This is a genomic window from Streptomyces sp. NPDC102514 (assembly GCF_055584525.1).
On the sequence record NZ_JBVJLW010000018.1, the window covers coordinates 188679 to 209214 of the forward strand.

Genomic DNA, 20536 nt, shown 5'->3' on the forward strand with positions numbered 1-20536 from the left:
TTGTCGCTTCTGTCCCGCACCCCCCCTCGGCTCGGCGGTGCGCTCCCCCCGCTCCGCGCGGCGCTCCCCGTCACCCTGCGCCGCCGCGCCCCCGCCGCCTCCACCACCACCGTGACCCCCGCAGTGACCTGCCGCACGTGATACGCGGCACGTTCGGGGCCGGCACTAAACCGGTGGGGCGTGATGTACGTCATCCCGTACAAGCGCACATCCTGCCCAATTGCGGTACAGGATGCGGCATATGACGGCGGCCGTTTTCCCTGTGCGCGGGCTGCCGCCATTCCTATGTGACGGCGCCTGACGCTATGGTCCCCGTCGGTGGATCGAGATCCCTCGACCCACCGTGCCCTCGGGGGGAGGGAAGGAACCCAAGACGATGCCCGTACCCGTACCGCGGCAGAGAGCGATCCCCGCCGTGGAAGGTGGACAGGCTCACGCCGCGTCACCATCCGGCGGACCGGCGCAGGCCGCGCCCGCACCCGGCGCCCTGTCCGGCCAGGAGCCGTCCTCGACGAGGAACGGCACCTCCGGCGACGCCTCCTACGGCGACCACGGCGCCACCGCCGACAGCGATGGCGCTCACCACGGCGGTGCCGCCAACGGCACCGCCCCGCTGACGCTGCTCGTGATCGAGGACGATCCGGCCGGCGCCCTGACCGTGCCCGAACTGCGGGACGCGACCGGCAGGCAGATCCGCGTCCGTACCGCCCGCAACCTCACCGAGGCCGAGCGGCTGCTCACCGACGACGTCCAGTGCGTCCTGCTCGACCTCGCGCTGCGGACGCCCGGCCCCGCGGCCACGTCCGAGGGGACGGCGGCGGAGGCGGAGCCCGACGACGAGCTGGCCACGCTCAGGCACGTGCTGCGGCTCGCGCCCCGGCACGCCGTCCTCGCGCTGACCCCGGCCGAGGACACCGAGCGCGGCGCGGAAGCCGTACGCGTCGGCGCCCAGGACTATCTCTTCCGCGACGAGCTGGACAGCCGGCTGCTGAGCCGCGCGGTCCGCTACGCGGTGGAGCGCAAACGGTCCGACCGGGCCGAGCGACGGCTGACCGAGTCCAAGCTGCGCGCGCAGGAGAACGCGCGCCTCGAACGCGGTCTGCTGCCCACACCGCTCCTGGAGGGCTCCTCGCTGCGGTTCGCCGCGCGCTACCGGCCCGGCCGTTCGCGCGCGCTGCTCGGCGGCGACTTCTACGACACGGTCCGCACTCCCGACGGCACCGTCCACGCCATGATCGGCGATGTCTGCGGTCACGGCCCCGACGAGGCCGCGCTCGGGGTGGAGCTGCGGATCGCCTGGCGCGCGCTGACCCTGGCGGGCCTGTGCGGCGACCGGCTGCTGTCGACGCTCCAGCAGGTCCTGGAGCACGAGCGCGACAGCGACGAGATCTTCGCGACGCTCTGCACGGTGGACATCGCGCCGGACGGCCGCCGCGCGGGTCTGTGCCTGGCGGGCCATCCCGCTCCGCTGATCTCGCGTCCGGCCCGTTCCCCTGCCCTGGTGGGCGGCGACGGGGCCGACGCCGCCGGAGTGCCGCCCGTCGCCGAGCTGCTGCCGTACGAGAACGGCGGGCCCGCGCTCGGTCTGCTGCCGAACGCGCGGTGGCCGCGCCAGCAGGTGGAGCTGGGCGGCGAGTGGAGTCTGATGCTCTACACGGACGGACTGATCGAGGGCCGCACCGGTGAGGGCAGGGAGCGGCTCGGCCAGGACGGGATGGTGGACATGGTCCGCCGCCAGCTCGCCGAGGGACTGCGGGGCGAGGAACTGCTGCGGGCCGCGGTGAACGAGGTGCGGGACCTCAACGGCGGGGAACTGACGGACGACGTTGCGGTGCTGTTGCTGGACCGCGTGGCGTAAGCCCGCGGTTGCGCTGCAGCTACCTGCGCCCTGTGCGGGTCCGGTGGGGGCTGGTCGCGCAGTTCCCCGCGCCCCCAAAGACAAAAAGCCGGGGCGCAGCCCCGCTTTTCAGGGGCGCGGGGAACTGCGCGAGCAACCCCCACGGCGCCGCACGCTCAGTACACGCCGCTCCAGGCAACGGCTCAGCGGCCGCCGTTGTACGGCCCGTACGGACCGTCGCTGCTGCTGCCACCACCTCGGCGACCGCCCCGGCCGCCGCCAGAGACCTGCTGGAGAGCCGGCCGGACGTCCACGAAGAAGACGATCGTGGCGACGAGGAACGCGATCTGCAGGAAGAGCATCGGCACCAGCAGGTTCACGGCCACGGCGAGACCGAGAAGGATCAGCCAGAACATCTTGGTCTGCTTGTTCGCGGCGCGGTAGGCGTCGTCGCGGGCCAGCCCGGCCATGACCAGCGCCACCACCGCGAGTACCAGCATGGCGGTGTAGATCAGCCACATGAGGCCGCCGAATGCCGTCAGGAGCACGTTGCCCACCACCCGTGTCGAGTCGTCGTTTCTACGCGGTCACCGTACCCGCAGAACGGGTCGGGAACTCCGATAGTGCCCGGAGTGCCCGACCCGTTCTCTTTGCGTACACGCTCGCTGCGTACGCGTTCTTCGCCCGTGGGCTCTTCGCGTACGCGGCAGCCGTCCTACTTCGCGGGCGGCGTCGGCTTCTTGGCCGTGGCGGTGGTCTTGCGGGCGGCCGGGGCCTTCTTCGCCGGGGCCTTCTTGGCGGGGGCGGGCCCGGTCTTGGCCTCGGCGGGCGTCGCGATCGTGCCCTCGGCCGGCTCGGGGTTCGGCTCGACGGCGATCGCCAGCTCCTCGATCTCCTCGGCCGCCTCGCCGCGCCAGGTCTTCACGGTCTGCTCGCCGTGCTCGGCGACCTTCTCGTACGTCTCGCGCGCCTTCACGGCGTACTCGGCGGCGACGCCGACACCGCGCAGGGCGAAGTCCTGAGCCGTCTCACCGATCTTCTTCAGGTCGGTGTCCAGGGTGCTGATGAAGCCGTTCACCCGGGTCTGAAGGGTCTCCTGCGCCTCCTTGGCGCGGGCGGTGGCCTTCTCCTGGACGGCGTTCGGGTCGATGCCCCGTACGGCGTCGATACGGGCCGGCGCCTCGGCGCGCAGCTGCTCGACGAGGCCCGGCACCTTCTTGGCCTGCTGGAGGGCCAGGTCGGCCGTACCGGCGGCGAAGTAGAGGGGGGTGGGGTCGCTGAGGGTCTTGCGGAGGTCGTCGGTGATGGCCATGGTGATGGTCCTCCCGGAATCACTGTCGCGTGGGGCGTGAGGGTATGGGTGTGCGTGTTCGTGCGGTCTGTCTGTCGCTGCTCCGTGGCCGACCGGTCGACCGGCGGGCCGGCCGGTCCGTACGGGACCGTGCCGGGACACGCCGTGCCCGGTCGTGACGCCGGACGAGGTCAGCTCGCGGAGGACTGCTGGTCGTGCGGGTGCTGCGAGTCGTGCGGGTCCTGCGGGTCCTGCGGGTCCTTCTGTGCGGCATCGCTGCCGTCGGCCGCGCGGGCCCTGTCAACGACGGTGTCCCCGCCATCCGTTACGCGCGTGACGGCTGATACGTCCGACACACTCGCCATGTCCGACGCGTCCGGCACGCCTTCCGCGTCCAGCAGGTCCTCGACCGCCTTGATCTCGAACCCGTTCTCCTTGCGGAAGGACTCGTAGATCTGGAGCAGCACCTGCTTCTGCCGCTCGGTGAGCGTCGGGTCGGCGAGGATGACCGCACGCGTCTCCACCTCGTCCCGGTCGCGCTCGGCGTCGAGGATCCCGGCGCGGACGTACAACGTCTCGGCGGAGATCCGCAGGGCCTTGGCGACCTGCTGCAACACCTCCGCGCTCGGCTTGCGCAGCCCGCGCTCGATCTGGCTCAGATACGGATTGGACACCCCGGCGGCCTCGGCGAGCTGCCGCAGACTCAGCTGCGCGTTGCGCCGCTGGTCCCGCAGATACTCACCGAGATTGCCGACGTTGAGTGATGCCATGCGTCTACCCTGCACCACCCTTGCTAACTATTGCAAGCACATGCTTGCAAAAGTGCGCTACGCCACTGCGCCCCGCATCCCGCACCCTGATCCGACCGATCCGACCCGCGCCCTCATCCGGCCCTCACCCCAAGGACTGCCCCCGTATGCGACCGGACGACTGGCACCTCACCGAGGATGTCGACGAATTTCTCGGCCTGGCCGGCGGCTTCCTGCGGTCGCGGCCCGGCCTGCACGTCATGCCGCTGACGTGGACCGCGCGGCTGCGGGCCCGTGGGGCCGCGGCTTTCGGCGTCGAGCCGCCCCTCTTCGGGCTGCTGGAGCAGGCGGGCGTGGTCCGCGCCGCCTTCTACCGGCTCCCCTCCCGCGCGCTGGTCCCCACCCCGCTCACCCCCGAGCAGGCCGACGGCCTCGCCGCCCGCCTGGCCGTCCTCGGGCACTCCCTCCCCGCCGTCAGCGCGGACGACGGCACCGCCGCCCTGTTCGCCGAGGCGTGGGAGCGGCACACGGGGGCCACACCGGCCCTCCGTTCCACGCGGCTGGGCCTGTACCGCCTCGGCACGCTCACCCCGCCCGATCCGCACCCGGCGGGCCGGAGCCGGCTGCTGGGCGAGCAGGACCTCGACGACGTCATGTACTGGTGCGGCGAGTTCGCCAGGGCCACCGGGGAGGACGTGTCCATCGACGCCGGTTCCTGGGCCGGCACCCGCTACGCCGACAAGACCTACACGCTCTGGGAGACCCCCGACGGCACCCCCGTCTCCGTCGCGGGCATGAACCCCGTGATCGGCAGCCAGGTGCAGGTGGATGTCGTCTACACCCCGTCCCACCTGCGTGGTCACGGGTACGCGGGCGCCGTCACCGCGGAGGTGAGCCGGGCCGCGCTGGCCGCGGGCGCGCGGGAGGTCGTCCTGTTCACGGACTTGGCGAACCCCACCAGCAACGCCCTCTACCAACGCCTCGGCTACCGCCGGCTGACCAACTGGTCGGGCTACGACTTCGCGGGAGGAAGTGGCAAGAGAGAGTGACCTCGTGACCGAGTAACCGAGTAACCGAGTAACCGAATGACCGTGGGTGTTGCGGCGGGGCGGGGCGGTGGACATCCGCCCCGACCCGCCGGAACACCCACGCCACCCTCCCCTCCTCCGCTCCCCGTTCCCCCTACCTGGCGAGTTCCGCCGGCTCGTCCAGCCGTGTCAGCTTGTGCGGGTTCCTCACCACGTAGATCCGAGTGACCCGCCCGTCCTCCACGACGAGGCTCACCGCTGCCGACTCGCCGCCGATCTCGATGCGTACCGCGGGTGCGCCGTTGAGCCACACGGCCGTGGTCCCGGTCGTCGTCCCGGCCACCGCCGTCACCTGGCTCACGCGCGCGAGCAGCACCGACACCGGTTCGGCCCCGTGGACCGGAGCCGTCGCGGCGGGCACCAGCCCACCTCCGTCGGCGACCAGCACCACGTCCGGCGCCATGATCTCCATCAGGTCCCGCAGTCGTCCGGTCCGCAGTGCGAGCAGGAACCGTCCCACGACGGCCTGTTGCTCCGACGGGCTCACCCGCACCCGCGGTCGCCGGGCGGCCACGTGCTCGCGGGCCCGCCGTGCGACCTGCCGCACCGTGGCCGCCGACTTCCCGATGGCCTCGCCGATCTCGCCGTACGGCATCTCGAAGACCTCGCGGAGCACGAACACCGCCCGTTCCGTGGGCCCGAGCGTCTCCAGGACGGTCAGCATCGCGATCGACACGCTCTCCGCGAGTTCGACGTCCTCGGCGACATCGGGGCTGGTCAGCAGCGGTTCCGGGAGCCACTCACCCACGTACTCCTCCCGGCTGCGCGACAACGTCCGCAGCCGGTTGAGTCCCTGCCGCGTGACGACCCGGACGAGGTACGCCCTCGGGTCGCGTATCTGCGACCGGTCGACGTCGGCCCACCGCAGCCAGGACTCCTGGAGTACGTCCTCGGCGTCGGCCGCCGACCCGAGCATCTCGTAGGCCACCGTGAACAGCAGGGCGCGATGGACGACGAACGGATCGGCGTCACCGGTCATGCCGTCGACACCACGCCGGACTCGGCGGGACGCGCGTCCGGCCGTGCATCCGACCGCGTGTCCGTCTTCGCGTCCGGCCGTGCATCCAGCCGCGCATCCGACCGCTCATCCGGTCGCGCGGACAGCGGGATTCCGCACGCGTCGGAGAAGCCCTGCGAGCTGATCCCGTGCGCCGAGTTGTTCCTGGTCGCCAGGTTGGCGAAGGCGACGGACGCGGTGAGTTCGACCATGGCCGCCTCGCCGAGCCGGCCGAGCAGGCTCGCGTACTGCGCGTCGGTGACGGTCGGCGGGGTGTGCGTCATGGCCTCGGCGTACCCCAGCACGTCCCGCTCCAGCGGGGTGAACACCTCCGACTCCCGCCAGCGCGGCACCTGGCTCGCCTTGGTCAGGTCCAGGTCCTTGTTCAGCGCCTGGAAGTAGTTGATGTCGAGGCACCAACCGCAGCCGACCAGTGCCGCGACCGCCATGTGCGCGAACGTCTTGAGACCCTCGTCGGCCAGGTCCCACTCGTTGACCTTGCCGCCCATCTCCGAGGAGTCCTGGGCGACCTTGGGGTTGTGCGCGGTCACCGCGAAGGGCTCGGGGACCGTGCCGAACTGCTTGATCAGCTCTTCCTCGACCTCGGCGGGGAGTTCCGCCTTCGTGATGCGTAGTGCCATGGTGTCTTGTCCTCCTCGGACGTCTGCCGTTTCGGCTCGGCGTGAAGCGTGAAGCGTGAACGGCATGAAGACACCGGCGGGTTCGCGAACGTGACATCGACATCGACATCGCCACGGCTGCGGCCGTCGCCTACCAGATGATGATCCCGCCCCCGATGTCCGCCGCCCGCCGGGCCGCGGCCACGATGTTGTCCAGGCTGCGGCGCACGTCGGCGGCGAAACCCACGTCATCGGCGCGGCTCAGGTCACCGGCGCGGCTCACTTCGTCGGTGTGGCTCACGTCGTCGGTGTGTCCGGTGATCCGCCCCAGATGCGTGCGGAGGAGATCGCACTCGGCGAGGAAGGCGGGGATCTCGTCCGGTGCCACGGTGAGGTCCTCGGCGGCGAGCCGCGGAAGGAACCGCGCGCCCAGCGAGCGGACCGGTTCCGACCCCCACACCTCGGTGCGCCAGTCCTCCCGGCCCGCCGCGTCGGAGCACCCGGGCGGAATGTCCAGCACCTCGATGCCGCCCTCCGCGCGGGGCACGTACACATCGACCGACAGACTCATGGCAAGGAGTCGACCACGGAGGGGTGCCGGCGGTCCACCGTGCACCGGTCACGGCTCGACAAAAGAGCCTTTGCGGCACCTGATTTCCTGAACGCCATTGCCTGGACGCGCGAATTCCCCTAGCATTTTCGCCGTGACTGCCGGGTCGGCCATTGGCCAAGAAACAGTAGGGTTCCCGGCCTCCGAGTGAGGCCCGGGCGGGCCAGAGGGCCGCCCCCACCCACACGCGTACTCGCACCTGGTGCCGCACCACGTTGCCGCCAAGTGTGCCTTCGCGCACGTATCCGCACGTCTCGTGCCTGCATGTCTCGTGCCTGCATGTCTCGTGCCTGCATGTCTCGTCGCGCGCCCTCACCTTCCTCACTGCATGCGCATGCGCATCCGCGCTCCGTTGCGCTGCGTTCCGTTGCGCTGCGTTCCGTTGCGCTGCGTTCCGTTGCGCTGCCCTGCGCTCAATTCACCGCGGGTTCCACCGTGCACGGTGTGCAATTCGCCCCGCGGCGATTCCCCATGCCCTTTTCCGGAATGAATCCAGCAGAGAGAAAAGAATGCCCAACGCCTTCAACCAGCAGATCATCGAAGAATTCCGCGCCAACGCCGGGGAGGTCGGCGGCCCCTTCGAGGGCGCCCGGCTGATCCTTCTGACCACCACGGGAGCCCGTTCCGGGGAACGGCACACCACTCCGGTCGCGTACTACGCCGACGGGGACGGAGACGTGCTGGTCATCGCCTCTGCGGCCGGCGCTCCGAAGCATCCGGACTGGTTCCACAACCTGGTGGCGCATCCGCAGGTCACCGTCGAGAGCGGGGTGTTCACGTACGAGGCCACGGCCGAGGTCCTGGAGGGCACCGCGCGTGACGACGCGTTCGCCCGCGCGGTCGAGGCCGACCCCGGCTGGGCCGACTACCAGGCCGGGACCAGCCGGATCATCCCGGTGGTCGTCCTCCACCAGAACCCGAGCGACGGTCCGCCGAACGTCGGCGCCTCCTCGATGGGCCAGTACATGCAGCTGATCCACGACGCCTTCCGGCGCGAACTCGCCCTGATCCGCAAGGAGATCGGCAACGCGGGCCCCACGCTCGGCGCCCAGCTCCGTATCAACTGCCTGACGTTCTGCCAGGGGCTGCACAACCACCACACCGGCGAGGACATCGCCATGTTCCCGTTCCTGGCCGACAGCCACCCGGACCTCGACCCGGTCCTCGACCGCCTGCGCGAGGAACACGAGCGGATCGCCGAACTGACGGCGGAGTTGAAACGGGTCATCGGCGCGGACCCGGCAGGCGCAGCAGGCCCGGCAGGCCCGGGAGGCGGGACAGTCCCGGTGGACCCCGAGCACGTACGCAAGGAGGTCGAGCGCCTCACCCTGGCACTGGAGGCGCATCTGACGTACGAGGAGGAGCAGTTGATCCCCGTACTCGACGCGCCGACCACGGCAAGCGCGCAGACCGGGTCGACGCACTAGCCCACCCCGGGCCACCCCTCACCCATATGACCCGGATCATTCGAACGGCAGTGGCCGCGCGTGCACGACGTCCAGCCTGGACACGGCCCGCGTCAGCACGACGTACAGCCGGCGCAGTCCCCGCCCGTCACCCACCCCTGCCCCCGCCCCGTGGTCCTCCGCGATCGCGGCCGGTTCGACGGCCACGACGTGGTCGTATTCGAGCCCTTTCGCGACACCGGCCCCCAACACCGTTACTCGGGCGCCCAGTTGGTCCACCTCGGCGGCCTCGATCCCGGCGGCCCCGAGCGCCTCCCGCACCCGTACGACGTCCGGGTCGGCGGCGACGACCCCGATGGACCCCTCGTACGTGAGCGCGCGGCGGACGCACTCGGCCGTCTCCCGCAGTACGTCCGAGGGGTCCGTCGGGCGGATTCGCAACTCGCCGTCCCTGCGCAGGGAGCGCCCCGGAGGCACGCCCACGTCCAGCCGGGCCAGCACGCGGTTCGCCAGTTCGACCACCGCCTCGGGCACCCGGAAACCGGTGGTCAACGGCACGACCGACGCCTCGGGCTTCCCCAGGTGGTCGAGCAGTTCGCCCCACTCCCGCGCGGCCCACGGCGTGGTCCCCTGGGCGAGGTCGCCGAGGACCGTGACCGACCCGAAGGCGGCTCTCCGGCCGATCGCCCGGCACTCCATCGGCGACAGGTCCTGGGCCTCGTCGATGACCAAGTGGCTGTAGCCGTCCGGGTGTTCGACCAGGCCCGCGACCTCGTCGAGCAGGACCAGATCGGCCGCGGACCAGCGGGCGGACTTCCACGAACGGGGCGGCCGGGCCCACAGGATCGCCTTCTGCTCGTCCGCGTCCAGCACCCCGTCCGCCGCGGCGGCCAGCGCGTCCGGATCGCCGAGCAGTTCCGCGACGACCTCCTCCGGCCTCGCCCTGGGCCACACCGCGTCGACGTACGCGCCGATGGGCCGCGCCCGCGAGATCTTCTGCAGCCAGGCATTGGACTGGGGCCCGGCCCGCCGTTCGGCCTGCGCCTGTACGTTCCGCACGACCCGGGTCCGTACGCGCTCACGTCCGACGGCGTACGGCGGCTCCTCGGCCCGTACGCCCGCCACGATCCGCGCGAGCGTGCCGGGGGACACGCGCCAGCGGTACGAACCGTCGGGCACGGCGAGGTCGCCAAGACCCTCGCCCCCCGCCGGGTTCACCCGCGCGTACAGGGCGCGCCGCAGCACCTGCGCCATGCGGGCGTCGTGCTTGACGACGGCGGTGCTCTCCTCGTCCTCGCCCGCGACCGGATGCCGGCCGATCTCGCCGCCGATCGTCGACTGCCGCACCCCGGTCTCGCCGAGCGCGGGCAGCACCTCCGCGATGTAGGAGAGGAAGGTGGGGTTCGGCCCGAGGATCAGCAGTCCGCCGCGCCGGATGCGCTGCGGATGGGTGTACAGCAGGTACGCGGCCCGGTGCAGCCCGACCGCCGTCTTGCCGGTGCCGGGGGCGCCCTGCACGCAGACGGACACGGCGAGGTCGGCCCGTACGAGGTCGTCCTGGTCCGGCTGGATGGTCGCCGCGATGTCCCGCATGGGGCCGACCCGGGGGCGCTCGATCTCGCTCGCGAGGATGCGACTCTCCGGCCGGGGGCTTTCCGCCCGGGGGGTCTGCGGCCAGGGGGTCTGCGGTCCCGGGTCCCCGAGGTGCTCGTCCTCAAGTCCCGTGAGGTCGGCCGACTCCCCCCGGCTGCCCGGCGCCCAGCCGAACCGCCGCCGTACGCCCACACCCTGTGGACGGCGGGCACTCGCCTGGTAGAAGGCGCGGGAGACGGGTGCGCGCCAGTCGACGACGAGCGGCGGGGCCGCGGGGTGCTCGCTGATCCGGCGGCGCCCGATGTGATAGCTCTGCCCGGCGTGATCACCGGCCGAGGGCCCCGTCCGGAAGTCCAACCGGCCGAAGAACAAGGGCCCTTGGGGCAGTTCCCGCATCTCCTTCGCGCGGCTCCGGAGTGCGTACCCGAGCACTTCGGCGTCGGCGCCGGACGCGGACACGTCCTCTCCGGTGACGACGTGTTCCTGGGCGCCGTCGACCATGGCGGCGAGGGCGGCGCGGCAGAGGTCGTGGTAGCCGCTCTCACGGCGGAGGGAGGCGGCGAGGGCGCGATCGGGGTCGGCTGACGTCATTCGGGCAAGAGTACCGGAATAACGTAACCTAGTTACATTCTTTACTCCATCTCGTGCGCTGGGAGGCCTGCCGCCAGCCTCGCGAAGGCGGACTCGGCGGCGGCGACGGCGTCCTGGCGCACCTTCGCGATGCCCTCGCCCTGGGCGATCCGCCGCCAGTTGTCCATCGCGAGAATCCGCTGGACGGCAACGATCTGCCCGGCGGCGAGCCGCGCCTCCAGGTCTCCGCCGAGGGCTGCGGACAGCGCGGCCTCGGAACGCTCCAGATACTCGTACAGCCGGGCCACGAGCGACGGGGTCCCGTACAGCAGCCGGTGGAAAGCAAGGACCTGGGGATCGTCGTTGACCCCGGTCACGGGGTCGCTCCGCTCGACGCCGGCCAGGAAGTGCAGCCGCAGGGCGTCGATCGCGGACTGCCCGGGCGCCCGGGCCCCGACCACCCGCGCGGCCTCGGCCTGATGATCGGCGAACCGATGCAGGACGAGGTCCTCCTTGGAGGAGAAGTACCGGAAGAGGGTCGGCTTGGAGATCTCGGCCGCGGCGGCGACCTCCGCGACGGAGACCCGCTCGAACCCCTTCTCCAGGAAGAGCGAGATGGCGATGTCGGAGACGTCCTGGTACATCCGCAGCTTCTTGCGCTCACGCAACCCCATGGCGCCCACGGCACCCACCGCGCCCCTCACCCCGAGCGCACCGCCCGCATCAGCCGCGCCCCACGCACCCGTCTCGCCCATACCCCGAGCCTACGCATTTTCCGGACGCCCGCCGTCCCCTTGAGCAGAACCGGCCTTGAGGCCGGGAACCGCACCGGCCCCGCGACCGACCGCTTCCCGCTGCGTTCTCCCCGCGTGGCCCGCCTGCCCCAGCTGACCCGCCTGTCCCAGCTGCTGGAGCAAGGGACCGTACGAGCCGATCACGACCGTCGCCCCGGCGGCGCGCAGGCGCTCTCGTTTCTCACTGTTGCGCCCGTACCCGATGAAACCCACACCCGCTCGTCCGGCCGCCTCGACGTCCGTACCGGTGTCGCCGATCATCACCGCGTCCCCGGGGCGGAGCTTCATCCCCCGCAGGGCGCGGAACACGACATCGGGGTCGGGCTTCATACGGCCGGGGTCGGCGGTACGGCCTTCGATGACGGCGAAGTGGTGGAGCAGACGCTCCTGGCCTAGGTAGGTCTCAGCGGCCAGGGGCGAGTTGTTGGTGACCACGGCCATGCGCGTGCGCCGCCGCGACAGGAGGTCGAGCAGGGTGTCGGCGTCCGGTGTGGGCCATGCCGTCCGTGCGGCCTCCACCTCACCTGCCACCACCAGCTCTTCGAGCGCCTCCAACAGGCCCGGCAGGGACCGATTCCGCCCCGCCCGATGCACCGCCCTCAGCACGGCATGCGGATCCTTGTCGACGCGCTCGTCCGGCGTCAGTACGCCTCCGGCGCCGAACTCAGCGGTTTGATCCCGGAGTTGGTCGGCGACCGGCCTGGACCGGTCCTTGGGGAACAGCCGGCAGATCGGGCCGTCGAAATCGAAGAGCACACACCGCGCGCCGACGACCAGTCCCCAGGCGGCCCTGGCCTCCCTTTCCTCGACGAGACCTTCGGTGCCCGCAGCCATACCGCTTTCCTCACTTCACCACTTCACCGTCGTGCTGATCACGCGTCGCCCCGTCCATGGCGTGCCATTCCCGGAGCGCCTCGCCCAGGTCCCGTAGGCCCGGCACCTTCTCCGTGAGGCCGAGCGGTTCCCGGGCCCTGCGCAGGGCCCGGGCCACTCGCTCGGCCGCCGCGGTGAGGTCCTGCTCGCCAGGGTGGCCGGGCAGCGCCAGCGCCGCGCGCATCACATCGGGGAACACCGACTGCGCGTACTCGAACCGGAGATAGACGGGCAGGTCCACGTCCATGCCGTCGGTCATGTCCCCGTGGCCGGCGCGCCGCATGGCGTCCGTCCACATGAGGGTCATCAGGTCCTGTTCCGACTTGTCATAGTTCATGCGCACCAGGTGGGTGGCGAGGTCGTGCAACGGGTCCCCGTACAGGGCCAGTTCCCAGTCGATGACCGACAGATGCCCGCCCGCGGAGTCGGACACGACGACCACATTGGCCCGGTGGACGTCCGTGTGAAGCAGGGAGAACGGACGGCTGGTCAGCTTCGGTACCGACCTCATGAAGCGGTCCATCGCGTCCACCGGAACGCCCACCGCGTCGAAGAGGCCGCCAAAGCGCGACCGATTGGACTGGTGCACCTTCTGTTCGGCGAACCGGGCCAGCCAGGCAAGGAAACCCCGGCTGTCCCCTTCGTCGGGCCAGCCTTCCGGCAGCGGGGGCAACTCGCCCACGGGCACCCCGGCGAGGCGGGCGAAGAACTCCGCGAGCTCCAGCAACCGTGCGCTGCCGAGCTGCCCCCCGGGGTTCTCGTCGGCCAGTGCCCGCCCGTCGAGATAGCCGTGCAGCGACCATGAGTCGAAGTCCGCCAGACAGCGGGGTACTTCACCCACATGCGCGGCGACCGCGCGCAGCACGTCCGACTCGCGCCGCCAGATCCGCGGGACGACCTCCACCGTCGGGAGAGGCGTACGGAACTTGGCGAGGACCTTTCCCGACTCCGCCCCCAAGAGGAATGCCAGCGGCTGTCGCAGGTGGGCGATGCGGTTGGTGTTGTGGTGGCCGGAAACCACCAGCCCGTCGCGACCACTGCGGCGCGCCTCCGCGAACAGGCGCACCAGTGACTGGCGCGCTCCACGGGGCTGAGGGGAGAACATGCGCGCAAAGAATAGTGACTGGAGTGACTGCTTTCACCTCGTGTCACCATTTGGACAGCCTCCGATCACTGTCGGTAAATGGCGCGATACCAACTTTTTCATGGGTGACCCATCCGTCACCTATTCGGGATGCGGAACTTCCTACAAGTGGTCCCAGTTCGAGGTGAACCATTCCGTCATGCTGGTGAAGAAGACGGAGTCGTGCGTTCTCTCGTCCGCCTCCAGGCGGTGGTACGACAGGGTCGCGCCGAGGCCCAGCACGTCCAGCGAGTCGACGGTCTCGTCCTCGTCGGGATGGCCCTCGCGAGGAACTTTGATCGTGCGCGGAAGTACCGAGTACGGCCCGAACAGCATGTGCTCGTCATTGATCACATACAGCTTGAACTGGGGTGTCACCGGAATGCGCCGGATCTCGACCTCGGTCTCCACCCCCAGGCCCGTGAAGCCGGCCTTCAACTCGTCCAGTTGGATGCCGTTCTCGCGGACCATGGTGCGCCAGCGCTCCCAGATCCGGGTGTCCCCGGCTTCCAGGGCGCGAGGATAGGCGAGCCGTTCCGTCGTCCACGGCAGAAGCATGCGGATCCGTAGCTTCTCCGGTGCGCTCGCCTCCTCGAAGGCGATCAGGTCATGCTGGTTCCTGAGATGCCGCAGCAGCGTCTCGGCCGTGAGCGTGGCGACGTCCAAGGACACTTCGGTCTGCTGGAAGGCCTGCTCGATCAGCGGCTTGAGCGATGCGGACCCCGGCCTCTGGGACTGCGGGGACTCGGGCCGGGAGTTCGGGACCCTGATCACCCTGGTGCCGCTGCCGCCCCGGGTCTCGATCAGCCCGTCCTCGGTCAGCCTGGCCAGCACCCGCTGGACGGTGTCCCGGCTGACCCCGAACCCGTCGGCCAGCTGTCGCTGCGAGGGCAGCCGGGCCTTCAGCGGATAGGTCCCGTTCTCCATCTGCTCCCGGAGCACTCTCTCCACGCGCGCCTGCGTGGACTCTCCGCCTCCGCCATCCGCCGATCGTGAAGTATCCACACACCGAACCTACCGCCCGGCCGCCGCCAACACACCACTTCCCACCAATTCAGCACTCCCATTGGACTGGTGATTACCGATCAGCCAGCCCGGGGACAACCAATTCACTTCCATCAGCCCAATTGGTGGGCTGATCGGTTCGGCGGCGGAAGCCGGCGACGGGCGAGGAGGCGGACGGTGGACTTAGGACGTGCTTCGCACAGCCCCACCCCGCACAGCCCTCAAAACCGTCTCCAGCGACCGCACGATGCCCCATCGGGGCACCCCCGCGTCCAGCAGCAGCTGTGCCTTCTCCTCGTTGCGGGCGTAGCCGAGGAAGTGGACGCCCGCGCTCAGGGCCGCCGCGTGGTCCGAGGGGGTGTCGCCGATCATCAGGGTGGTGTCCGGCGCGGCCCCGAGCGCGCTCAGCGCGCGGTTCAGGGTGTACGGGTGGGGCTTGAGGAGGCTCAGGTCCCGGGTGCGGCCGTAGATGTTGGGCGCGAAGTACCCCACCAGGTAACGGCTCTCCAGATAGGCCCGTACGGCGCGGTCCGAGTTGTTGGTCACGATGGCGAGCCGCGCGCCGACGGATCGCCAGGTGCGGATGAGCGGATCGGCGTACGCCGTCGGCATCGCGCGCGCCACCGCCTTCAGCTCCTGCTGGGTGAGCCACTCCTCCAGTTCGACGACCAGATCGCTGCCGCGGTGGCGCCCGGCGACCTCGCTGAGCACCCAGTGCGGGTCACGGCTGCTGCGCTCCCCCTCGGTCAGCACCCCGGCCAGCCCGCGCGCGGCCAGCCATTCCTCCTGGTCGGTGGCGATGGACTTCGCGGAGTGGCCCGCGAACAGCCGGCAGATCGGCCCGTCGAAGTCGAAGAGGACACACGTGGCCCGTCCCACCAGCTCATGGAACTTCTCGGCCTCGCCCGCCACCAGCTCGAACTGTTCGGTTTCGAATGTCACTCAGAGAGTGTCGGCTTCACGACGATCGTTTCCCAGAGGGCGTCCGCCGCTTTCTGGCCCTCGGGGCGCTCACGTCAGGGTGAGATCCGTGGTGATGGTGTCCCAGAGCCCGTCGAACCACTTCTGCGACTCCTCCACGAACGCGCCGTCTCGCTGCCCCGAGCGCGTCAGGAAGGAGAAGAGGAGGGACTCGGAGCCGAGGGCGTCGTACATCTCCAGGGTCTGGCTCTCGTACGGCTCCTCCCGTCGGGTGAGGACGTAGTAGCCGATCAGCGCCTCCTGCCCGTTGAGCAGGTAGAGCTTCACCGGTGGGGTGAACGGCAGCGCGCGGAACGTGACCTTCACGTCGATGCCGTGCGAGGAGCGCAGGGCGCGGAGGTTGTGCCGCAGGACGTGTCCCTGGGCGTTGCGCATGTCCAGCCAGCGCTGGTGGACCGGGTCGTCGTCGGCGTCGCTGTCGACGGAGACGGGGAAGGCGAGGGTGATCTCCCGGGACGGCACCAGGATGCGGACGTCGATCGACTCGGGGCGCAGGGTGCCCTCGTGGATCCGGCGGACCGGATCGCCGATGGCCAGCATCAGGGTCTCCGCCGTGTGGCAGACGACGTCGATCCGCACGTGCTGCGCGGCGAACGCCTCCACCAGCCGCGGCGCGAGCGCGACCATCGTCGGCTGGGGTTCGTCCCGGGTGTGGGTGACCTCGGCGATCCGCGGCGGGCTGCCCTTGCTGACGTTGCTGAGCAGGCCGTCGTCCTGGAGCGCGCGCAGGGCCTGGCGGACCGTGCCGCGTTCCACGCCGAACTCCTCGGCGAGCTCGGCCTGGGTGGGCAGGCGGTCGCCGGCGCGCAGGTCGCCCGCGCGGATGCGGTCCCGCAGGATGTCGGCGATCTCCTGCGGCGAGAGCCTTCTGCTGCCGTTCACTGCCACGTTCTCCTGGGTCACGACCAAACGCTACAACTTTGGCCCATCTATGGGGAGTTGTTTGAAAGTTGTTTTGAGATAGGTACCAACTGGGGATAAGTTAAGCATAGTTGGTTGCCAACTTAGTGAAGATGGCGGAAGTTCTCCTTCCTCTCGCACATAGTTGGCAGATGGGAAGGTTCCGCGCCTCTGCGGCACCGGAACACGACTCACGCACCACCGCTCTCCATCGCACCACAGCACCATCGCACTTCTCCCGCCCGCTCCCGCAAGACCCGAAGGAGGATCCACCATGCCCGCCATAGCCCTTCTCTCCGCCCTCCTCGTCGTCGGATTCGAGCAGTTCGTGGAATGGCAGTACGGCCCCAGCGGCGCCGTCGGACTGCTGCTGCTCACCGTGGGCCTGAAAATGAAAAGCCCCACCTGCAGCTCGATCGGGGCCGTCGTCCTGGCGCTGATGTTCGCGGGACCTGCCCTATGACCTGCGGCGACAGCCCGCCCGCACGACGAGCACCAGGCACCGTACAAGTGGGAGATCTCAGCCCGTGAGCACCAGCTCCGAGCTGATGGTCTCCCACAGTGCGTTGAACCACAGATGCGACTGCTCCACGAACGTCGTGGCCCGCAGCCCCTCCCCCTGCTCGAAGGCGAACAGCGTCGACTGGGTCCCCTCGGCGTCGTACGTCTCCAGGTACTCGCTGTCGATCTCCGCGCCCCGCCGCGACAGCGTGTAGTACGCGAAGAGCGCCTCCGCCTCGTTGAGCAGGTACAACTTCACCGGCGGAGTGAACGGCAGGGCCCTGAACGTGATGTGTACGTCGATTCCGTGCGTCGTCCGCAACGCCAGCAGGTTGTGCTTCAGGACCTGCCCCTGGGCATTGCGCTGGGCCAGCCACCGCCGCTGCACCCGCTCCCCGTCCTCCGTCGCGTCCACCGCCGCCGGGAAGGCCAGATCGATGTCGCGGGACGGCAGGAGCACGCGCACGTCGATCCTGGCCGGTTTTAATCGGCCCTCGTGGATGAGGCGCAGCGGTTCGCCCATCGCGAGCGTCAGGGAGACGGCCGTCAGGCACAGGGCGTCGATCTCCACGTGGGGCGCCGAGAAGGCGGCCGTGATCCGTGAGGCCAGCGCCACCATGGTGGTCCGCGGTGGGGCCGCCGGCCCGGTCAGAGCCTTCTCCACGCTGTCGGCGACGGTCGCGGGACTGCCCTTGGACACGTTGGACAGCAGGTTCTCCGACTGCAGGATGCGCAGCGCCTGCCGTACGGTCCCGCGCTCGACTCCGAACTCGTCGGCCAGCCTGGCCTGGGTGGGCATGCGTTCTCCCGCCCGCAGCTCACCCGACACGATCCGGCTGCGCAGCTCGTCGGCCACCTCGCGGTGTGACATCTGTGGCCGTTGTGCCCTCTTCCGCCCATTGACGGCGACGTGTTCCGGGTCCACGGCCAAACACTACAACTTCGCGCCATCTTTGGGCAGTTATCGAGAAGGTGGTTATGAGACGCATCCAAGTGGAGATAACTTCATTGAAGTTGGTCACCAACTTGAGCAACATGGTCAGGCTTCCGGGGGGTTGGCCGCCAGAGTCGCACAGGCGATCAGGTGGATCGGTCCCAGCGGGGGTCCGCCTCCCCGTCCCGAAGGAGGGACCGCATGCCGCTCATCGCCATCCTCGTCGCCGCCCTCGCCATCGGCCTGGAGCAACTGCTCCAGGTGAAGTACGGAGTGATGGGCGTCATCGCCTTCGTCGCCCTCGCCATCGGTGTCAAGGCCAAGAACTCAATGATCGGCGGCATCGGGGCCGTGATCCTCGTGCTGCTGCTCGCCCAGTCCGGCTGACCGGGCCTCACCGCCCGTCAGTCCGGCCGACCGGGTTCCCTTCCGGAGGGGAGCCGGGAGCCCGGTCGGCCCGCACCACCGCACCACCGCACCACCGCACAACAACTGAATCGCTACGGATGACCTGCACCAACAGACCGAGAACGGAAGGAAGCGAAAGCAGAAGCAGAAGCAAGAGGATCAGGAGCAAGAGGATCAGAAGATGTCCGGGCACCACGGTCGCCTGGACGTACGCAGCAGGGCGTCGGCCGCCGGGCCGGCGCCCGCTCGTTCTTCCCGGACCCGGCCCAGCGCCACGAGCCGCACCACGGACTCGCCCCCGAGCCACAGCTCACTCAACTCGGCGATGCCCAGTGTCAGTTCGGCGTCCTCGCTGGTCCGGACACAGCTGACGCCCTCGGGTGAGGCATCCAGCCGGTACCGGCCCCCGGCCGACCCCTGCCCGTCGACCACCTCCAGGACGAGGGCGCCGGCCGCCGCGTACGTACGCGCCTCCAGGGCCGCCACGACGTCCAGGATCCGTACCCACAGCCAGTCGGCCTGCGAGGTGATCGCCGCCGCGCGCGGGTCGGGCAGCAGATGCGGCAGCAGGTCGTCCGGCGCCCGCCACCCCGTCCTGACCCGCGTGACCCAGTCGATCGAGCAGACGTACCGCCACAGGGCGCGTTCCGCGGCCGGCGAGACGGCGATCAGGTCCGTGACCTTCGCGGTCTGCAGCGGCTGCTTCGCGTCCCCCCAGCGGTCGTCCACGGTGTACGAGAGCAGCCCCTCGACCTCACCGCGCGCATCGCGGTACACCGCGTGGAAGGGTTCGGTCCACGAGACCCGGTCCAGCAGCAGCGCACCGGTGGCGATCCGCCACCACCGCTCGCTCCGGTCGACCGCGCCCGGCTGCGCCCGCCGGAAGCGCTCGTACAGCTCCGGCCCGGCCTTCCGTACGTCGTCGCCGTCCACCAGGTCGACACGGCCGCCGTCCTCGGGGCCGGCCAGGCGGGGGTCGAGCCCCGTCCGCGGGACGTCGACCGTCCACTCGGCGGCCGTCGTCGCCGCCCCGAACCCGTACCGCCCGTAGATCGGGTACTCCGCGGCGATCAGCGTCGCCACGACGTCACCGCGCTCCTCGGCGGCGGCCAGTTCCCGGGCCATCATCCGCGTCAGGATGCCCCGCCTGCGGTGGGTGGAGGTCACGGTCACGTTCGTGATCGCGGCGGCCCGCACGGCCGCGCCGCCCACCGCCGTGATCTCCTGCGGGAACGACCGGAAGGTCCCCACGCACCGCTCGCCGTCGAAGGCCCCCAGCGTCCGCTCGGGCACGAGGTAGCCGCCGCGGTCCGCGATCTCGGCCTCCGACACACTCGGCGGCCGGAGAAACCCGGTGTTCAGCGCACGGGTCCACTCCGGGACCCCGTCGTCACGGATGGGGCGTACGTCGATGTCCTGGTGCGGGCTCATGCGCCCACGCTAGGCATACGGTCCGGAGGCTGTCGTGCGGATTACGGCACCGGCGACCAGGGCGTGGAAGTCGGGTGCGGCCGACTCCGTCCCGCACATCCCGCGCATATCCCGCGCACGCCCCACACCCGCCCACCCGCTACATGAGCAGGTCGTCGACCTGGGCCTCGCCCTCGCGGTATCTGCGGGCGATCTCCGCGCTGCAGTCGTCGGCCGTGCGCTGCAACTGCTGCCGCCGCCGAGAGACCTGCTGCTCGTACCCCACGAGCCGCCCCATCGCGGTGCTCAGCTCCAGATCCGTACGCGCCTCCAGGTCGGACAGCTCGACCTCGGAGAGCATCTCGGCGGCCAGCAGCCGGTACTCCTCGCTGTACGGCGTCCCCACGGTCACGTGCCGCGCCGACGAGCGGTGTCGGGCGGGCCCGTCCGTCAGGATCTCCGACAGCCGCGCGACGACCGACGCCTCCCCGACGGCCGGCGCCCCGTGGCCGTCGTCCCGGCCCTCCCGGGGGGATTCCGTACGCCGTCCCACCTCGGCCCGCAGGATGTCGATCCGCCCCTGCAACAGCCGCCGTACGTAACTCAGATCGGCCTCGTCCCGCTGCGCGTCCCTGCGCAGGCCGCGCAGTTCGGGCAGGAGCAGGACGCCCAGTTCGGGTGCGGCGGGCGCGGGCTGCGGCATCGGACTGTCCGTTCGCTGAGTGGGCGGACGCACCGCCTGGATCGACGTCGGCGCCCCCGGCGGCTCCCCCCGGATCAGCGAAACGAACCCGGGTGACTGCCCCGTACTCGGTGTGCTCATGTGCCTCAACCGTCCCCTCGACC

The 20536-nt window shown here is 70.4% G+C and carries 21 protein-coding genes; 5 read left to right on the forward strand and 16 right to left on the reverse strand.

Annotation, left to right across the window (positions count from 1 at the left end; genetic code table 11):
* Positions 1-376 precede the first annotated feature (376 nt).
* The gene (locus tag ACZ60E_RS36790) at positions 377-1858 is read left to right on the forward strand and encodes a PP2C family protein-serine/threonine phosphatase (protein ID WP_469446232.1); all 1482 of its coding nucleotides are present in this window, start codon (positions 377-379) and stop codon (positions 1856-1858) included.
* Between the two features lie 182 nt (positions 1859-2040).
* Here ACZ60E_RS36790 and ACZ60E_RS36795 read toward each other — a convergent pair whose 3' ends face one another.
* From ACZ60E_RS36795 to ACZ60E_RS36805, 3 genes are all read right to left on the reverse strand, one after another.
* Complete coding sequence (locus tag ACZ60E_RS36795; protein WP_107015800.1) at positions 2041-2385, reverse strand: DUF2516 family protein; 345 nt, start codon at positions 2383-2385, stop codon at positions 2041-2043.
* 167 nt (positions 2386-2552) lie between these two features.
* Entirely contained in the window at positions 2553-3149 is a 597-nt protein-coding gene (locus tag ACZ60E_RS36800; protein WP_453794506.1) for a hypothetical protein, read from the reverse strand.
* Positions 3150-3319: 170 nt separating this feature from the next.
* Positions 3320-3898 (reverse strand): helix-turn-helix domain-containing protein, encoded by a 579-nt coding sequence (locus tag ACZ60E_RS36805; RefSeq protein ID WP_469446234.1) that lies wholly within the window; start codon positions 3896-3898, stop codon positions 3320-3322.
* Between the two features lie 146 nt (positions 3899-4044).
* Between ACZ60E_RS36805 and ACZ60E_RS36810 the strand changes: the two genes are divergently transcribed.
* Positions 4045-4926 (forward strand): GNAT family N-acetyltransferase, encoded by an 882-nt coding sequence (locus ACZ60E_RS36810; protein WP_469446235.1) that lies wholly within the window; start codon positions 4045-4047, stop codon positions 4924-4926.
* 133 nt (positions 4927-5059) lie between these two features.
* Here the strand turns inward: ACZ60E_RS36810 and sigJ are convergent, their stop codons facing one another.
* The 3 genes from sigJ to ACZ60E_RS36825 form a co-directional block, all read right to left on the reverse strand.
* Complete coding sequence (gene sigJ, locus ACZ60E_RS36815; RefSeq protein WP_384813113.1) at positions 5060-5944, reverse strand: RNA polymerase sigma factor SigJ; 885 nt, start codon at positions 5942-5944, stop codon at positions 5060-5062.
* On the reverse strand, positions 5941-6603 hold the full coding sequence (locus tag ACZ60E_RS36820; RefSeq protein WP_469446236.1) for a carboxymuconolactone decarboxylase family protein: 663 nt from the start codon (positions 6601-6603) through the stop codon (positions 5941-5943). The genes sigJ and ACZ60E_RS36820 overlap by 4 nt, the downstream gene beginning before the upstream one ends.
* A 130-nt stretch (positions 6604-6733) precedes the next feature.
* Complete coding sequence (locus ACZ60E_RS36825) at positions 6734-7153, reverse strand: hypothetical protein (protein WP_469446237.1); 420 nt, start codon at positions 7151-7153, stop codon at positions 6734-6736.
* Between the two features lie 548 nt (positions 7154-7701).
* Here ACZ60E_RS36825 and ACZ60E_RS36830 point away from each other — a divergent pair.
* Entirely contained in the window at positions 7702-8619 is a 918-nt protein-coding gene (locus ACZ60E_RS36830) for a nitroreductase/quinone reductase family protein (protein WP_469446239.1), read from the forward strand.
* 36 nt (positions 8620-8655) lie between these two features.
* On the opposite strand, the gene ACZ60E_RS36835 is transcribed toward ACZ60E_RS36830, so the two are convergent.
* From ACZ60E_RS36835 to ACZ60E_RS36865, 7 genes are all read right to left on the reverse strand, one after another.
* Positions 8656-10782 carry a HelD family protein gene (locus ACZ60E_RS36835; protein ID WP_469446240.1) on the reverse strand — a complete coding sequence of 709 codons (2127 nt, stop codon included), beginning with the start codon at positions 10780-10782 and terminating at the stop codon, positions 8656-8658.
* A gap of 41 nt (positions 10783-10823) precedes the next feature.
* Positions 10824-11444 carry a TetR/AcrR family transcriptional regulator gene (locus ACZ60E_RS36840; protein ID WP_469446269.1) on the reverse strand — a complete coding sequence of 207 codons (621 nt, stop codon included), beginning with the start codon at positions 11442-11444 and terminating at the stop codon, positions 10824-10826.
* Positions 11445-11525: 81 nt separating this feature from the next.
* Positions 11526-12389, reverse strand: coding sequence for an HAD family hydrolase (locus ACZ60E_RS36845; RefSeq protein ID WP_469446241.1), 864 nt, complete (start codon positions 12387-12389; stop codon positions 11526-11528).
* Positions 12390-12399: 10 nt separating this feature from the next.
* The gene (locus tag ACZ60E_RS36850; RefSeq protein ID WP_469446243.1) at positions 12400-13533 is read right to left on the reverse strand and encodes an aminoglycoside phosphotransferase family protein; all 1134 of its coding nucleotides are present in this window, start codon (positions 13531-13533) and stop codon (positions 12400-12402) included.
* A 141-nt stretch (positions 13534-13674) separates the two neighbouring features.
* A complete protein-coding gene (locus ACZ60E_RS36855) occupies positions 13675-14502 on the reverse strand; it encodes a GntR family transcriptional regulator (RefSeq protein ID WP_469446244.1) in 828 nt (275 codons plus the stop codon).
* Between the two features lie 237 nt (positions 14503-14739).
* Positions 14740-15498, reverse strand: coding sequence for an HAD family hydrolase (locus ACZ60E_RS36860; RefSeq protein WP_469446245.1), 759 nt, complete (start codon positions 15496-15498; stop codon positions 14740-14742).
* A gap of 69 nt (positions 15499-15567) precedes the next feature.
* Complete coding sequence (locus ACZ60E_RS36865; protein WP_385837937.1) at positions 15568-16446, reverse strand: GntR family transcriptional regulator; 879 nt, start codon at positions 16444-16446, stop codon at positions 15568-15570.
* 265 nt (positions 16447-16711) lie between these two features.
* On the opposite strand from ACZ60E_RS36865, the gene ACZ60E_RS36870 reads away from it, so the two are divergent.
* Positions 16712-16900, forward strand: a complete 189-nt coding sequence (locus ACZ60E_RS36870) for a hypothetical protein (protein WP_210881204.1) — start codon at positions 16712-16714, stop codon at positions 16898-16900.
* A gap of 57 nt (positions 16901-16957) precedes the next feature.
* On the opposite strand, the gene ACZ60E_RS36875 is transcribed toward ACZ60E_RS36870, so the two are convergent.
* The gene (locus ACZ60E_RS36875; protein WP_384813081.1) at positions 16958-17809 is read right to left on the reverse strand and encodes a winged helix-turn-helix domain-containing protein; all 852 of its coding nucleotides are present in this window, start codon (positions 17807-17809) and stop codon (positions 16958-16960) included.
* Positions 17810-18073: 264 nt separating this feature from the next.
* Here ACZ60E_RS36875 and ACZ60E_RS36880 point away from each other — a divergent pair, with 264 nt between their 5' ends.
* A complete protein-coding gene (locus tag ACZ60E_RS36880) occupies positions 18074-18259 on the forward strand; it encodes a hypothetical protein (RefSeq protein WP_384813079.1) in 186 nt (61 codons plus the stop codon).
* A 195-nt stretch (positions 18260-18454) separates the two neighbouring features.
* Here the strand turns inward: ACZ60E_RS36880 and ACZ60E_RS36885 are convergent, their stop codons facing one another.
* Positions 18455-19711: a GNAT family N-acetyltransferase gene (locus ACZ60E_RS36885; protein WP_469446247.1), complete on the reverse strand. Its 1257-nt coding sequence runs from the start codon at positions 19709-19711 to the stop codon at positions 18455-18457.
* A 139-nt stretch (positions 19712-19850) separates the two neighbouring features.
* Entirely contained in the window at positions 19851-20513 is a 663-nt protein-coding gene (locus ACZ60E_RS36890) for an RsiG family protein (RefSeq protein WP_469446248.1), read from the reverse strand.
* Positions 20514-20536: the final 23 nt, after the last annotated feature.

Coding starts and splice junctions, on each gene's coding strand:
- ACZ60E_RS36790 (WP_469446232.1), top strand. CDS start 377: ATGCCCGTACCCGTACCGCGGCAGAGAGCGATCCCCGCCGTGGAAGGT.
- ACZ60E_RS36800 (WP_453794506.1), bottom strand. CDS start 3,149: ATGGCCATCACCGACGACCTCCGCAAGACCCTCAGCGACCCCACCCCC.
- ACZ60E_RS36805 (WP_469446234.1), bottom strand. CDS start 3,898: ATGGCATCACTCAACGTCGGCAATCTCGGTGAGTATCTGCGGGACCAG.
- ACZ60E_RS36810 (WP_469446235.1), top strand. CDS start 4,045: ATGCGACCGGACGACTGGCACCTCACCGAGGATGTCGACGAATTTCTC.
- sigJ (WP_384813113.1), bottom strand. CDS start 5,944: ATGACCGGTGACGCCGATCCGTTCGTCGTCCATCGCGCCCTGCTGTTC.
- ACZ60E_RS36820 (WP_469446236.1), bottom strand. CDS start 6,603: ATGGCACTACGCATCACGAAGGCGGAACTCCCCGCCGAGGTCGAGGAA.
- ACZ60E_RS36825 (WP_469446237.1), bottom strand. CDS start 7,153: ATGAGTCTGTCGGTCGATGTGTACGTGCCCCGCGCGGAGGGCGGCATC.
- ACZ60E_RS36830 (WP_469446239.1), top strand. CDS start 7,702: ATGCCCAACGCCTTCAACCAGCAGATCATCGAAGAATTCCGCGCCAAC.
- ACZ60E_RS36835 (WP_469446240.1), bottom strand. CDS start 10,782: ATGACGTCAGCCGACCCCGATCGCGCCCTCGCCGCCTCCCTCCGCCGT.
- ACZ60E_RS36845 (WP_469446241.1), bottom strand. CDS start 12,389: ATGGCTGCGGGCACCGAAGGTCTCGTCGAGGAAAGGGAGGCCAGGGCC.
- ACZ60E_RS36850 (WP_469446243.1), bottom strand. CDS start 13,533: ATGTTCTCCCCTCAGCCCCGTGGAGCGCGCCAGTCACTGGTGCGCCTG.
- ACZ60E_RS36870 (WP_210881204.1), top strand. CDS start 16,712: ATGCCCGCCATAGCCCTTCTCTCCGCCCTCCTCGTCGTCGGATTCGAG.
- ACZ60E_RS36875 (WP_384813081.1), bottom strand. CDS start 17,809: ATGTCACACCGCGAGGTGGCCGACGAGCTGCGCAGCCGGATCGTGTCG.
- ACZ60E_RS36880 (WP_384813079.1), top strand. CDS start 18,074: ATGCCGCTCATCGCCATCCTCGTCGCCGCCCTCGCCATCGGCCTGGAG.
- ACZ60E_RS36885 (WP_469446247.1), bottom strand. CDS start 19,711: ATGAGCCCGCACCAGGACATCGACGTACGCCCCATCCGTGACGACGGG.
- ACZ60E_RS36890 (WP_469446248.1), bottom strand. CDS start 20,513: ATGAGCACACCGAGTACGGGGCAGTCACCCGGGTTCGTTTCGCTGATC.